General features: G+C 51.0%; 9 protein-coding genes. 5 read left to right on the forward strand and 4 right to left on the reverse strand.

Annotated features, from left to right (window positions below; all coding sequences use genetic code 11):
• Positions 1–2 precede the first annotated feature (2 nt).
• Complete coding sequence (locus CIK90_RS10675; protein WP_094435527.1) at positions 3–1,016, forward strand: M48 family metallopeptidase; 1,014 nt, start codon at positions 3–5, stop codon at positions 1,014–1,016.
• Positions 1,017–1,218: 202 nt separating this feature from the next.
• The gene (locus tag CIK90_RS10680; RefSeq protein WP_094465307.1) at positions 1,219–2,091 is read left to right on the forward strand and encodes an aldose 1-epimerase family protein; all 873 of its coding nucleotides are present in this window, start codon (positions 1,219–1,221) and stop codon (positions 2,089–2,091) included.
• A gap of 198 nt (positions 2,092–2,289) precedes the next feature.
• Here CIK90_RS10680 and rsgA read toward each other — a convergent pair whose 3' ends face one another.
• Positions 2,290–3,225 carry a ribosome small subunit-dependent GTPase A gene (gene rsgA / locus CIK90_RS10685; RefSeq protein WP_094390438.1) on the reverse strand — a complete coding sequence of 312 codons (936 nt, stop codon included), beginning with the start codon at positions 3,223–3,225 and terminating at the stop codon, positions 2,290–2,292.
• Between the two features lie 4 nt (positions 3,226–3,229).
• Entirely contained in the window at positions 3,230–3,790 is a 561-nt protein-coding gene (gene frr, locus CIK90_RS10690; RefSeq protein WP_094390439.1) for a ribosome recycling factor, read from the reverse strand.
• Positions 3,791–3,945: 155 nt separating this feature from the next.
• Here frr and CIK90_RS10695 point away from each other — a divergent pair, with 155 nt between their 5' ends.
• The 3 genes from CIK90_RS10695 (at position 3,946) to nhaD (ending at position 9,295) form a co-directional block, all read left to right on the forward strand.
• On the forward strand, positions 3,946–5,094 hold the full coding sequence (locus CIK90_RS10695; RefSeq protein ID WP_094465309.1) for a glycoside hydrolase family 88 protein: 1,149 nt from the start codon (positions 3,946–3,948) through the stop codon (positions 5,092–5,094).
• A 46-nt stretch (positions 5,095–5,140) separates the two neighbouring features.
• Positions 5,141–7,801 (forward strand): glycosyl hydrolase, encoded by a 2,661-nt coding sequence (locus CIK90_RS10700; RefSeq protein ID WP_094465311.1) that lies wholly within the window; start codon positions 5,141–5,143, stop codon positions 7,799–7,801.
• Between the two features lie 162 nt (positions 7,802–7,963).
• Entirely contained in the window at positions 7,964–9,295 is a 1,332-nt protein-coding gene (gene nhaD, locus CIK90_RS10705; RefSeq protein ID WP_094465313.1) for a sodium:proton antiporter NhaD, read from the forward strand.
• A gap of 660 nt (positions 9,296–9,955) precedes the next feature.
• On the opposite strand, the gene CIK90_RS10710 is transcribed toward nhaD, so the two are convergent.
• Both CIK90_RS10710 and CIK90_RS10715 read right to left on the reverse strand, forming a co-directional pair.
• On the reverse strand, positions 9,956–12,754 hold the full coding sequence (locus CIK90_RS10710; RefSeq protein ID WP_094465315.1) for an ATP-binding protein: 2,799 nt from the start codon (positions 12,752–12,754) through the stop codon (positions 9,956–9,958).
• 2 nt (positions 12,755–12,756) lie between these two features.
• Positions 12,757–15,579 (reverse strand): histidine kinase dimerization/phospho-acceptor domain-containing protein, encoded by a 2,823-nt coding sequence (locus CIK90_RS10715; protein WP_094465317.1) that lies wholly within the window; start codon positions 15,577–15,579, stop codon positions 12,757–12,759.
• Positions 15,580–15,677 lie beyond the last annotated feature (98 nt).

The raw sequence follows: 15,677 nt of genomic DNA on the forward strand, positions 1-15,677 counted from the left end.
CGATGAGATACGTTGGTATTCAGACACAAATCCAGCGCAACAATTTTTATACCCTCTTGTTGCTCTTGCTGTTTCCCGCCATTCTTTTAGGGATGGTATGGATCTTTCTGGCATTGGTCAGCTATTTCGGCACATATTATTATGACGAATATGGCAATATGGTCAATGTCTTCGATGCAGCAGTAGTCAACGACTATTTCCTACAAACCATTCCTTGGGTCATTGGCGGTGTGGCCGTATGGTTTCTCATTGCCTATTGCTTCAACTCGTCCATGGTCAGACAAGCCACAGGCGCACGCCCTTTAGAGCGCAGGGAGAATCCGCGGGTATATAATATTGTGGAAAACCTCTGTATTGCAGGAGGTATGGACATGCCAAAAGTGTGTGTGGTTGACGATCCGCAGCTCAATGCCTTTGCCAGCGGTATCGACCGCAAGAGCTATACGGTCACCGTCACCACCGGACTGCTGAAGGTACTCAACGACGAGGAACTGGCTGGTGTGATAGGTCACGAACTGACCCATATCCGCAACCATGATACCCGCTTGCTTATCACGAGCATCATCTTCGTAGGTATAGTATCGGCTGTGATGAGCATGGTGATGCATGTCATACAAAACATATTCTGGTTTGGCGGCGGCAACCGTCATGTAAGTAGTGACGACGACAATAAGAACAGCGGACTCTCCGTCATCATCGTGCTGCTCATCGGCCTGCTTTGCTCAGCCATTGCCTATGTCTTTGTACTGCTGACCCGTTTTGCCATTTCGCGCAAACGTGAGTTTATGGCAGATGCCGGTGGTGCCGAACTGTGCCAGAATCCCCTGGCCTTGGCTTCCGCCTTGCGTAAAATTTCCAATAATCCAGGCCTCGGACGTGTGGAGCGTGAAGATGTAGCCCAACTCTTCATTATCCATCCCCGTCGTCACGCACAGAGTGTGATGAGTATGATTAACGGCCTCTTTGCCACACACCCCAGCACCGAAGAACGAATCCGATTGCTCGAACAGTTCTGATAGCGGAATCTTCCCGCCGAACCATCGGTTATCGGTTACAACCGCAGTGTAGAGATTGTCCTTTGTGACATCCTACGTTGCGGTTGTTGTTTCGTTAATTTACACTAAAAGACTTACAGAAAGTTTGTCAATATCAAAAGTTTTTGCTACTTTCGTCATTCCAAACGAATAATGAAACATATCTAAAACAAATAACAACAATATGGTAGAACTTAAAAACGAACGGATAGCCATCAAGGTGGCACCGCTGGGAGCCGAACTCCAAAGCATCACAGACAACAACGGAAGAGAATACCTCTGGCAGGCAGATCCTGATTTCTGGCCGAGACATTCACCCATACTGTTTCCTATTGTTTGCAGCGTCAACAACGATACCTATACCGTTGATGGCAAGCAATATCATTTGCCACGTCATGGATTTGCCCGTGATACCGAGTTTACGCTGGTGAGACAATCCAAAGACCGCGTGACGTATGCCCTTCATGACAGTGAAGAGACCCTGAAGGTCTATCCCTATCATTTCAATCTCGCCATCAGCTATCGTCTTGATGGCAACAAGGTTGTTGTGACTTGGCATGTGGAGAATACTGACACCCAGGAGATCCATTTCCAGATTGGCGGTCATCCAGCTTTCAATGTGCCAGGCATGAAGAAAGGCGACGAACTGAAAGGTACCCTTGTATTGGACAACGCTCAGCCGATGACCAATCTGAAGAGTTTTGCCGATGGTAGTCATGAGATGACAGAGATTCCTGCAGAGACCGATCAAGGTGTGATTCGTTTCAACGATGAATATTTCAAGGACGACTCCGTTAAGTTCCATCGTTGCCAGACCCATAGTGTGTCTTTGCTCGACACCGACGGTCGTCCTGCTGTAACGCTCGACTACAAATGTCCAGTGATGGCTTTCTGGAGTCCCTATCAGAAAAAAGCCCCGTTTGTATGTCTTGAACCATGGTATGGATTGGGTGACCCACGCGGATGGGAAGGTGAATTTAAGGACAAAGTCTTAATGAACCATCTGCAGCCCGGTGCTTCATTCATGTCACAATACACCATTACAATAGGTGAGTAAAATGTGATATTTCAATATACCGTCAGTCGCTGTAGCCTCTGGGTTGCAGCGACTGATGCTTTTTGGGGTATGCATGCCTGCTTCATCCCAAAGAACCAAGTCGTTAGTCAGTACTCTAAAACCTTAAAAACACGACACTCCATTGGAATATCGTGCTTCGATAGGTGTCATCTGGTGTTTGTCTGTAAGCGAGTGGAGTCAGAAGGCTTCGCGATAGCGATTCTCATCCTTATCGTCAAGCATAGAGAGATAACTCTGATAACGGCTTTGCGCAATGTAGTGATCCTCTACCGCCTTGATAACGGCACATCCCGGCTCATGGGTATGTGTGCAGTCGCTGAATCGACACTGTTTGGAGTACTCGAAGATTTCTTTGAAATAACTGGTGAGCTCTTTGCGCTCCATGTCGAAGGTGCCGAACCCTTTGATGCCCGGTGTGTCGATAAGCCAACCGCTCTGATCGGGCAGACGGAGCATCTCGCTGAAGGTAGTGGTGTGCATACCCGTGTTGTGTGCATCGCTGATTTCTGCTGTGCGCAGATTGACATCCGGAAGGATGCAGTTGATGAGGGTTGATTTTCCTACGCCGCTGTTGCCGCTGAGCAGGGTAATCTTTCCAGTGAGCTTTTCGGTTAGTGCAGCTACCCCGTCACCTGTTGCAGCCGAAATGGCATGACACTCATAGCCCACAGTTTCATAGAGGCTGATCATCATCTGCTGGTAATGCAGTTCATCGTCAGCCAAGGTGTCGGTCTTGTTGAATGTCAATATCACAGGCACCCGATAGGCCTCTGCCGAAGCCAGGAAACGGTCGATGAAGGTAGTGCTTGTCTCCGGTCGTGCCACGGTAATGACCAGTAGAGCCTGATCCACATTGGCAGCGAGGATGTGGCTTTGTTTGGAGAGATTGATAGACTTGCGGATGATATAGTTGCGTCGGTCTTCAATCTCGGTGATGAAGGCAGTGCCTTCCTGATTGGTGATGATTTCCACGCGGTCACCCACCGCCACCGGATTGGTGGAGCGAATCCCCCGTAGTCGGAAATTCCCTTTGATTTTACAGTCAACAGTTGGTCCATCGTCCGTAAGAACGGTGTACCAACTGCCGGTGTTTTTTATGACGAGTCCTTTCACGGGCTTATACTGTCATGATTTCCTTGTTCTTGGCCTCCATCAAGTCGTCGAGCTTTTTGATGAACTTGTCGTGCAATTTCTGCAAGTCGTTCTCGGCATCCTTCTCCAGGTCTTCTGAGAGTCCGTCTTTGATAGCCTTTTTCAGTTTGTCTTTGATGTCGGCACGCACGTTGCGCACTTCCACCTTGGCTCTTTCAGCAATCTTGTTACACTGCTTCACCAAGTCGCGACGACGCTCTTCGGTAGGCTGTGGGATACCCAGACGGATGATTTCACCGTTGTTCTCTGGTGTGATGCCCACATCCGAGTCCATGATGGCTTTCTCTATTTCGCGAATCTGCTTTTTGTCCCAAGGCTTGATAGCTATGGTGCGGGCATCGGGTGTAGAGATGTTAGCTACTTGGTTCAAGGGTACTTTCGAACCATAGGATTCTACACGCACGCCATCGAGGATGGCGACGTTGGCGCGACCGGCACGCACGCGGCTCAGTTCTTCTTCTAGAAACATGGTTGCCATCTCCATGCGCTCTTCGGCTGCGGATAATGTCTGCTTAACGTCTATCATATTATATACTGTTATCGTTTGTTTCGACAAAGATACGGAGAAATTCCGAAATGACAAACAATATAGGAAATAAAATTTTGTATTTCGATTATAATGTCGTACCTTTGAACCTTGAAAACAAACAAAACTACTGATAAAACCAATTTAACATGAGAATGAAACGATGGATCACAGGGGTGGTCTGTGTCTTCCTGGCACTGACTGCCGCACAGTCCCGTACCTGCGAAAAAGCAGAAACAATGCAGGTTTTGCGTCGCGTCAACAACTATTTCATGGGACGCTATGCCGACCCGACGTTGCCTACTATGGTGAAACGCAGCCGCACGAGCAATCTATGGACCCGTGCCGTATATTATGAAGGACTGATGGCGCTCTACGAGATAGATCCCGATGCGCGCTATGCCGACTATACCGACCGCTGGGCAGCGTCCCATCAGTGGACTCCCCGCTATGGTGTGACCACGTGCAATGCCGACGACCAGTGTTGCGGTCAGACCTACCTGATGCGCTATCTGCAGGTTGGAGGCGATGAGAAGATCAGTAAGGTGAGAGAGAATCTCGACCTGCAGATGAAAACCTACAATCCTAAAGCCAACAATGTGCTCTATGGCTGGTGGACATGGATTGATGCTATTCAGATGGCCATGCCGCTCTATTTCCAGATGACAGCCATCACCCACGATCAACGTTACCAGCAACATGCCATGATGATGTATCGTTGGAGCAGAAACATGCTGGCAGGCGGACTCTTCAATGCCAAAGACGGATTGTGGTGGCGCGATGCCGACTATGTGGCGCCCTATCATGAGCCAGATGGTAAACCCTGCTATTGGTCGAGAGGCAACGGATGGGTCTATGCCGCATTGGTGCGCTGCATGCAACAGGTGTCGCCGAAAGACAAGGTCTATAAGGAACTGAAAAAAGATTTCCTGGCCATGAGCCGCGCCTTGCTCAACTGTCAGCGTGAGGATGGCTTTTGGAATCCCAGTCTGGTGTCCACCCATTATGCCATGCCCGAAACAAGCGGTACTGCGCTTTTCCTCTATGGCATGGCATGGGGCATACGCCAGGGACTCCTTGACGAACGTAAATATGAGCCGGCATGCCGTCGGGCATGGCAGGGGATGGTGCAACAGGCGGTTCACAAGGATGGCTTCCTCGGATGGATGCAAGGCACGGGCAAAGATCCTTCTGCCGGTCAGCCTTTGAGTTACGACCGCGTACCCGATTTTGAAGACTACGGCACCGGATGCTTCCTCCTTGGCGGAGTGGAGTATTACCGCATGATTACCAGGGACGAATAAACCCCGTGTGTGATATGAACGATGTATATGATTAAGGTGTGAAACAATGAAAACAAAATATATCCTACTGCTGATTGCCATGATGACTGCCATTGGCACGACCGCACAGACATGGCCTTCACCCAAACCCGAAGCACGTCCAGGCACCCGATGGTGGTGGCTGGGATCTGCCGTTGACCACCAGGGACTGGAATGGAACCTTGGCGAGTATGCCCGTGTGGGCATTGGGGCAGTGGAAATCACACCGCTCTATGGCGTGAAGGGCAACGAAGCCCATGAACTCCCATTTCTCTCTCCGCAGTGGATGGCGGCATTGCGCGACGTGCAGCAGATTGCCGCCGCCCATCATATCGAGGTAGATATGAACTGCGGAACAGGATGGCCCTTCGGAGGTCCTGAGGTCACGATAGACGAGGCAGCCTGCAAGGCCGTGTTCGTTGACAGCATGATCACCTCCGACAAGCGCCCGTCCGACCAGCACCGACTGGCAGTGCCTGCCAAGGAGCGCCCCTATGCCCAATGGCAATGCACCAGAGTATATCCCACCAGTCAACCACGCCAGTGGCGCGTCATCAGCGTCTATGCCTCACGCACGCGTCAGAAGGTGAAACGCGCTGCACCCGGTGGTGAAGGACTCGTCATCGACCATTTTGACCGTCAGGCGGTGGCACATTATCTCAATAGGTTCACCCAAGCGTTTGAATACACCAAGACTCCTTATCCCCATACCTTCTTCAACGACTCCTATGAGGTGTATAAGGCCAACTGGACCCCTTCGCTCTTCGACGAATTTCTCAAACGCCGTGGCTACGACTTGCGCGACCATCTGCCTGAACTTCTTGACGGTGGTGACGGTAATAAGGCGCTCCACGACTATCGTGAGACGTTGAGCGACCTGCTCTATGAGAACTTCACCCAGCAGTGGGTGGCTTGGGCACACCGCAATGGGGTATCGGTGAGAAACCAAGCCCACGGTTCTCCTGCCAATCTGCTCGATCTTTATGCCGCCGTAGATATACCAGAGATAGAAGGTTTCGGACGCTCCGAGTTTGGCATCCGCGGACTGCGCAGAGACCCCGGCATGACCCTCAAGAACTACAGCGATGTGTCGATGCTGAAATACGCATCGTCGGCAGCACATGTGATGGGAAAGCCGCTGACCAGCAGCGAGACGCTCACTTGGTTGACCGAACACTTCCGCACCTCTTTGTCGCAGATGAAGCCTGACATCGACCTGATGTTCTCATGCGGCATCAACCACATCTTCTTTCATGGCAGTTGCTACACCCCGGAGCATGATCCATGGCCCGGATGGAAATTCTATGCATCGGTTGATATGAGTCCCACCAACAGCATTTGGCGCGATGCCCCTTTCTTGATGCAGTATATCGAACGCTGCCAGTCGTTCCTGCAAATGGGACAGCCCGACAATGATTTCCTGGTCTATCTGCCCGTCCATGACATGTGGCGCATCCGCGGTCCTCGCAATGATGATGCTAAGTCGGAGAGCAAAGACCGCAGGGGCGGGGAAGACCTCCTCATGCAGTTCGACATCCATACCATGGACGAGAAATGTCCGCAGTTTATCCGGAGCATCCTCCGCATCGACAGCCTCGGCTACGATTGCGACTATATCAGCGACCGCCAACTGGCACAGGTCAAGGTTGATGGCGGACAGCTCGTCACCCCTGGCGGCACACGCTACAGGGGAATCATCATCCCCACAGGTACCACCGTTGACGACAGACTTCAGAGCCTGTTACAGAACCTCACACCTTATATTATTTATGGTGAAGACCGACAGGCGATGGCGCATCTTGCCAAACCCGAACCATGGCGAATGAATCCCGGTGTGCGTATGATCAGAAGAAAGACAGACGACGGCTACATCTATTTCGTTGTCAATCTCTCGCCCCGCGACTGTTGCTTAAACGCAGCATGTCTCTCCGTACCTACGCAACACATCGTCTGCTACAATCCCATGACGGGCGACGTGAACCGTCTGCCTATGGTTGCCGACGCTCCTGTCGTCTGTCTTCAGTCGGGAGAGAGCATCATCCTGCAAACAGGAACAGCTGCTGACCGTCCCCTGTCAACAGGCCAATACGGTATGACATTAGCGACAGAGACCCTGCCGCTGGACGGCCCCTGGACCCTGTCGTTCATCGACGAGACGCCACGCGTCAGCGAAACCTACACCATGCCGACTCCGCAGACCTGGGAGACGCTTGGCGAATCCGCCTCGGTGACCATGGGCACTGGAGTCTATGAGACCGCCTTCCGCCTGACCAGAAAGCAAGCCGCCCAGGCCTGCATCATCTCGCTGGGCAAAGTCTATGAGTCGGTACGCGTATATATCAACGGCAAGTTCATCGGCTGTGCATGGGCAGCACCCTTCCAGCTCGACTGCCGCGACGCCTTGCGCAAGGGCAAGAACACCCTGCGCATCGAAGTGACCAATCTGCCAGCCAACCGCATACGCGATCTCGATAGACGTGGTGTGGAATGGCGAAAATTCAAGGAAATCAACTTTGTAGATATCAACTATAAGAAGACACGCTATGACGGATGGCAGCTGATGCGAAGCGGACTGCAGGGCGCACCCCTGTTGCACTTCTATCCCCAAACACCCTCCGCCTGGCCTTCTGTTGGCGCAACAAACAATAAAAAATTGAACTATCGCATGTGGGAAGTTAAGGGAAGTTAGGGAAGTTAGAGAGAAGTTAAGGGACAAATGTCCTACGTCTTACGGCAAAAGGCTATTGTCTCTTAACTTCCCGAACGACCGTAGGGAGTGATAACTTCTTTAACTTCAATCAATTCCCTCAGTTGCGAAACTTGAATAAATAACAATAAATATTACATCAAAATGAGTACAATTACAATGTTCATCATCGTCGCCTTTGTTGCAGGCTACCTCTGTATAACCCTTGAAAGTCTGACGAAAATCAACAAGGCAGCCATTGCGCTGCTCATGTGTGTGGTCTGCTGGACCCTGCTGATGGTATCACCTGGAGCATACTATCCCGATGTAGCCTCTGACGGCGTACTCCACCACATCTCCGAAGTGATCGAACACCATCTGGGCGATGCCGCAGGCACCCTCTTCTTCCTAATGGGCGCCATGACCATCGTAGAGATAGTCGATAGCAACGGCGGATTCAATTTTGTGCGCGACATCATGAAGACACGCTCCAAGCGCAAACTCCTGTGGCGTGTGGCTATTGCCACCTTCTTCCTCTCTTCCATCCTCGACAACCTCACCACCTCCATCGTCATGATCATGGTACTCCGCAAACTGGTACAGTCGCGTGAAGAGCGTCTCATCTATGCCGCATTGATCATTATCTCCGCCAACTCAGGAGGCGCATTCTCGCCCATTGGCGACGTCACCACCATTATGCTGTGGATCAAGGGAGTGGTCACCACTCAGGGCATCCTTACTGAAATCTTCATCCCCTCGTTGGTATCGATGTTGGTGCCCGCCTTCATCCTGCAATATTCGTTGAGTGGAAAGTTTGATAAAGAGCAGAACCTCGTCACCGCCGAAATCAGCCAGTTCACCAAGGTGCAACGCAACATCATCTTCTGGCTCGGCGTAGGCGGTTTGGTCTTTGTGCCCATCTTCAAGAGCATCACCCATCTTCCTCCGTTCATGGGCATCCTCCTCGTGCTCGGCGTTCTGTGGACCGTGACCGAGATCTTCCATCACAATACTAGCGAAGACGACACTATGGCAAAGCGCGTCAGCGACCTCCTGTCGCGCATCGACCTCTCCACCATCATGTTCTTCCTCGGCATCCTCATGGCAGTAGCCGTGCTGCAGGAGATCGGCGTCCTCACCGCCTTGGGCACCGGACTCAACGAAGTCTTTGTCGGCAACTACTATGTCATCAACGGCATCATCGGTGTTCTCTCCAGCATAGTCGATAACGTGCCCCTGGTAGCAGGCTGTATGGGTATGTATCCCGTAGCCGAGACAGGTGCCATGGCCATCGACGGCATATTCTGGCAGTTGCTCGCCTACTGTGCCGGCGTAGGCGGTTCGATGCTCATCATCGGTTCTGCAGCCGGTGTTGTTGTCATGGGCTTAGAGAAAATCACTTTTGGTTGGTACTTGAAGCGCATCACGTGGATAGCCTTCGTCGGCTATCTTGCAGGCATTGTGACCTATTGGTTGCAACAGGCATTGCTGGCATAACTTCCAGCCCATAAGTCCACACTGTCCAATGCTGATGTTGGATGATACCTCATCAGTTGCTGTAGCCAATGTGGTGCAGCGTCTGATGAGGTTTATTTATGATTTTCAAAAATATTCGACCACTCGACCACCGCTGAGGCATAATGCGCTATTGCGCAATGCTTTAAGTGGTGGTCGATGACTTTATATTTACGTGTTTCGACCACACTTCGACCACCAGAGAATATCTTGCCCATGTTTATCAGGACTTTTGCCGATGCCTGATAAAAATATTATCCAACGTTTGATAAAAGTATTATCCAACGTTTGATAAAAGTATTATCCAACGTTTGATAAAGGTATTATCCAACGTTTGATAAAGGTGTTATCTAACGTTTGATAAAGGTGTTTTCCAACGTTGATAAAGGTGTTTCCCAACGTTGATAAAGGTGTTTTCCAACGTTTAGCAAGTGTATTGTCTAATGTTGGCAAAGATATTGCCAACACATGGGATTGATGTTGACACAGAGTTTGCTTGTATGTGTGGCCGATAATCTAATAATCTACTGCTCTATAATAATCTCTATGTTAGTAAGTTACGTGGATACGTGGTCGAGTGGTTGAAATATTGTGAAAAACTATAACTTTGATATATGAGAACGGGGTGAAGCGCCCGTACCTCTATTCCTTTTCAATAACCTCCACAGGAATCCAGAACCAGAATTTAGAACCATTATCCACTTCGCTCTCTACGCCGATGTCGCCATGGCAGGCGGTGACGATGGACTTACAGATGGAGAGGCCGAGGCCTGTGCCCTGCACAAACTCGTTGAGCTTGACGAAACGTTCGAAAACTGCTTTTTGCTTGTCGTGGGGTATGCCCGTTCCGGTGTCTTCGCAGAAGGCATAGATGCCCATCTGACCGTTGCGCTTCTCCAGGCGATAGCCTACCCAGATGCTGCCCTTCTTCGTGTATTTCAATGCGTTGCTCACAAAATTGCTGAATATCTGGCGCACGCGACCGATGTCGATCGATACTCTGAGCTTCTTCAGAGGTTTGGAGGTGACAAAGCGCAGATGGTGGCGCTGCACGCGGATCTCGATGGACTGACAGAGGTATTCAAACTCTTCGGCAAAGTCAACTTCGGCGGGCTTGACGTCCATCGGGTTGTCGTTGATGGTGGAGGCTTCGAGGATGCCGTTGATGAGACGCACCAGGATGTCGCAATGGGTGCGGATGATGTGGATAAAGCGTTCACGCTCCCCGGCTGATTCTGCATATTTCAGCATGTCGGAGAAGCCTACAATGGAGTTGAGGGGCGTGCGCAGTTCGTGGGTCATTTGGGCGAGGAAGACGCTCTTCTGCTGGGCGCTGTTCTTGGTTTTCTCGCTGATCTCGACCACTTCTTTCTTGATATTCTCCAGTCTGGTGATGTCGTGGAGCATGCCGCTGTAGCCCAGGGTGGATCCGTCGTCGCCTTTGCGCAAGCGACCGTAGATGTCGTGGGCGCACGGACCTTTGCTGAATGCGGAGGAGTTGAGCTGCCGCTTCACGTGGAATGGTCCTTGGAAGAGGCCGATGCTCTCGTCGCTGATCTTGTATTCGTCGTAGAGTTCCGGGGGCAGCTGTCTGAGGTATTTCTCAAACTCGATGACGTAGTCTGCATGTTTCAGCGTGTGGGAATAGTAGATCATCTTATTGCGTAGATCGAGATCCCACATCGTCCAGTCGGAGTGATTCAACATGAATTTCAGTCGCTTCTCGTTATAGTCGATGTATCGCTGGAGCGTATCACATTCGTGCTGACACATGATGAGATGGTGGTAGGTGTCGCTCTGGGCTTTGATGTCGTAAGCCATGAGGAGGTAGTTGGAGACACGGCCGAAGTAGTCGAAGAGTGGGACGACGTTGTATTCCACGCATGCCTCGCGACCATGGTCGCTGTCTGCGGGGGCAAGGTGGCAGAGGAAGATGGGGTCGTGGCGACTCTCGTTGAAGGCGTCGGCAAACATCGGCATGTCGAAAAGTGAAGTCTTCTGCAGCAATCGTGCGTTTTTCGCATCAGCTTTACAGATGCGTTTCATCTCTTCGTTGCTGTTTTCTATCCATCCGTTTTGGTTATAGACTGCCATGGCCACCTTTGAGAATTGGAAAAACTGCAGGAACTTCCGCTCCATCTTGTTGGCTTCGTGGATCAGTCCTACGTTGTGGGTCTTATCGACTATGGTGGCATAGATGTTTACTGGCTGTCCGTAGGCATCCTGCTCGACGGCGAAGTGGCCGCGCAGGTGTTTCCATATCGGCTTGTCTTTAGTGCCGGCATTCCATCGTCCACTCAGTTCCACGTGTTTGTCCATGCTGCCGTCTCTCAGCTGTTCGAGCCGTCTCACCCAGTTGTTGCGTTCGGCAGGGTGGAGGCGCTGGCTGAAGTCGAACCACGACATACCCTCGTCGGGCAGCAGACTGCCGTACTGATTGACCAGTATGCGCGAGGTAAGGTCGTACTGAAATACATAGTGGTAGCCCATCTGCAGGGCACGCGTCATCATGGCATCGAGTTCGCTGTTGCGCTGGCTCTTGGCGCGCACCCTCCGTCTCGCTATGCGGGTGACCATATAGCACATCAGGGCAAACATCACCGTGCCAATCATCAGATACCCCCACATGGGGATGGTTTTCTTACGGATGCGCTCTGGATGCAGCCATTTGTCGTTGATGAGTGCCACCCGTCCGTGCTGTTTCAGTTGGGAATAGACATAGTCGATGTCTGCGATGAGTTTCGTATCGCGTCCGATGACATGGATCTCGCTGACGGGTATGCCCACATCGTTGAGGATGAGTCCCGACTTGTCCATATTGAGTTGTCTGATTTTCCATTTCAGCGGTTCTTCACCCCATACGTAGTATTTGAAGTCGTGTGCCAATACGCCCATAAGGGCTGTCGTGGGCGACTGAAATTCCAATTGGCTGAGATAGGATGAGTCTTCTTCAAGAAAATAATGTTCCGTATAGTCGGCTGGTTTCAATACCGTACCGGCTTCCACCAGTTCTTTGAGTGAACTGTTGGACGATGTTGTGCCGCAGGTGACTGCCACGATGCGGTTGTAGTTGATGATGTTGCGGGTATAGCAAAAAGGCGGTTTCCTGTAGCGTCCGACATTGGCAAAAATCAGGTCTGCATCGCCACGTTCGAAGGTCTTGAGGGCATTGGCCCACTCTTTCAGTACGAATTTATAAGGGATGTCGAGTTGGTCTAATATTTCTGTCATGATCTCAACATTGGTGCCGGCAGGCCTGCCCGTGTCGTCTTGGAATTCATAGGGCGGCTTGTCCCAGTCGCCCACAATGATGACGGGGTGGGCAGCGTCGTATCTGCGCTGGTACTGCGTCTTCTGTCGCGGTGCGTCTCCCCATGCCGTGCTGACGGTCAGCAGGGCAGCAATCAATGTCATGATATGTCTCAGAAAACTAACTTTCATGGTTAAATGAACTTCTTACGTTTGATAAGTGATGCCTGACAGGGAATGCTGACCCATACGATGGTGCCCTGTCCTGATTCAGAACTGATTTCCAGTGTTCCGTTCATCATCTCTGCCAGTTGCTTGCAGACGGGCAGACTGATGCCGATGCGCTCGTCGATGCTGCCGCCGGTATGCTGCTTGATGAGTTGGAGCTCGCGGTCGCTGATGCCGTCGCTGGTGTCTTCTACGGAGATGATGAGACGGCGACCGATATAGTCGAAACGCACTCTGACAAAACCGTGCTTCGTGTTGAAGGCGGCATTGCTGATGAGCGATGTGAGCAGATGGGCTATGTTGTTGCCGTCGATATTGAGAACCAGTTGGTCGTAGGGTATTTCCATGATGAAATTGACACCGTTGGGGTGTGCCATGTCCCATCCCCGCTGACAGTTTGTCTTGAAGAGTTCGGTAAACTCAGTGGGTGTCGGGGTGATCTTCACCATGTCGGAGTCGATGCGCGAGTAGAAGAGTATCTCGTCTATCAGTCGCAGGAGGTGGTCGGAATTGTCGAGTATCTCTTTGGTGAATACATGCTCGTCCTCTGGGGTGATGTCGGTAGAGAGCATTTCGGCAAATCCCACAACGGCGGTCAGCGGTGTGCGTATCTCGTAACACATATTCTTGAGGAAGCTGTTTTTGGCATGCTCAATCTCGCGAGCGGTGCTGTAGGCTTCGTCCAGACGCAGTTGGTTGGCTTTCAGTTCGCTGATGTCGTAGCAGATGCCAAAATAGGCGTCTTTCTCTTCAATATCATCATGAACAGGTGTCATGCAGAATCTGAGCCACAACGGGTTCTCGCCCGAACGGATGACGGTCATCACCTCCATGCAGAAAGGTTCCTGCGAACGGTTGTCCATCTTGCTCAACAGGTGCATGACGCGTTTCTGCGAACGCTCGTGAACCAATGTCATGCAACGGGTCTGGGTCAGTTCGTACTGCACATGGCTGAGATTGTCTTTGACACACAGCGTATGGGTTTCTGGAGAATAGTGCACTATGCGCATGCCGCTGATCTTCAAGAGGTAGTTGGTATGGTCGATATAGTTGTCGAGCTGATGCTGCAGGTCTCGTTTCCTTGCCAATTTATCTTTCCATTGCTTCTTGATCTCGATGTGCTGGCGGATGTCCTCTACGACCACCAACAGATTGTTGGCGTGCTCGTTGGCTTCGTCGCAAGCCACCATCATGTGAATCTCAAAGATCTGTGTGCCGCTCTGGTTGATGATATGGCCCAGCTCCTTGCTGGTGAGATGATTGTCGAAGTCCACCTTCCGACACATCGATACACCGTCCAACGCTTCGATGTGATCCTCTTCGAGTTCGAAAAGTGTACGGAAAGAGGGCGACTGGCGGATGATGTCTTTCTTGTCGCACTGGAAGAGGCTGCATGCCTTTTCGTTGATATTGGTGAGCTGTCCTTCTGCGTTGAACACGATGATGCCGATCGTCGAACTGTCGAAGATGGTCTTGTAGCGAATGAGTCGCTCTTCGGCATCCTGCTCCATGCGGAGTTCGTCGGTAATGTCTTTCTTCGTGCCAAGAATGACAATAGGGTTGCCTTTCTTGTTGCGCTGCAGGACGGAGAGCTGTATCTGGAAGTCGTGTTCCTGATTGTCGCCTGTTTCGGCATCCATCGCCTTGATGTCAAGCGATACCTGTTCGTCGGTGATGTTCCCGTCTATGAGTTGCTCGATGACACGCATCAGACGGTTGAAGTCGCCAGGGTAGTAGCGGTGGGAGAATTCTTCCGCAGGATAGGTGATATAGTTCATGCTGTCGCGATCATACCAGTTGAAGGACTCGGTGTGGACGTTGTAGGTCCACATTCTTACGCCGCTGGCTTCAAGAATCAGCGACATACGCTGGTTCTGCAAGTCGTAGGACTTGGCAAGCTGCCTGTCTTTGCGACGGAAGTAGTATAGGCTATACAGCAATGGTATGGTCAGCAGTGTGGCAATGCCCATCAGCCACCATGCCCATGCCGGCATCTGCCATTCGCCACGATCGGGGTAGAACCATTTGTTCTGCAGCGGTTCGAAGCGGTCTTCGGAATTGAGCAGGGTATAGACACTGTCTATCTGGTTTAGTAATTGCTGGTTGTGGGATACAAAACGCGCCTCACCCAGGGGGATATCGACATCGGTAATCTGGATGTTGTCGAGGTCGTACGTCCGCTTCAGATACTCCAGCGACGGCTTGTACCAGATGACCTGCCCCTGTTCGGTATCGCTCACTCTGAGAATGGCCTCGTTGATGTCTTTCACGGGGATGGCATTCGCTCCCCATTCGTAGTCAATCATCAGGCGATGCACCATACCGCTGTCGAGGACAGTGACCCGCTGCTTGCTCAGGTCGCTGAACGTATGGATGTTGACGGGTTTGTCGATTGGTGTTGCCAGACTCATGGTGATGAGTGATATGGAGTTGCGGCTATAATGGCCGAAGCGACTGAAGAATCCTGTTGATCTGACGACGATAAGGTCGGCATTGTCATGGTTGAGGTCTGCCTGGTTTTGTGTGGCTGGCTTTAATACAATGGTATAAGGGATTTTGAGCTTCTCAAAGATCATCTTAATGACCTCGATGTTGTAGCCGTCGGGCTTGCCCTGCTCGTTAAGAAAGGAGTAGGGGTACATATCCCAACAGTCTTCATAGATCAGCGGATGTTCGTTGGTGTATGTTCTTGTATGATTGTTGGAAGACGAAGCATTGGCAGCCATAGTGCTGAAAAGGACTATGGCTACCAATGTATATATGAACCTTTTGTTTGGTTTTCTTTGCATCTGTTGCTGAGAATATCTTTATAGTTATTCAGCCACAAAGATAACCAAAATAGGTTACATTACAAAATTTTATTATTCTTTTTTATCAAATAACGTCA

This window comes from Prevotella sp. P5-126 (assembly GCF_002251185.1).
Classification (GTDB): Bacteria; Bacteroidota; Bacteroidia; order Bacteroidales; family Bacteroidaceae; genus Prevotella.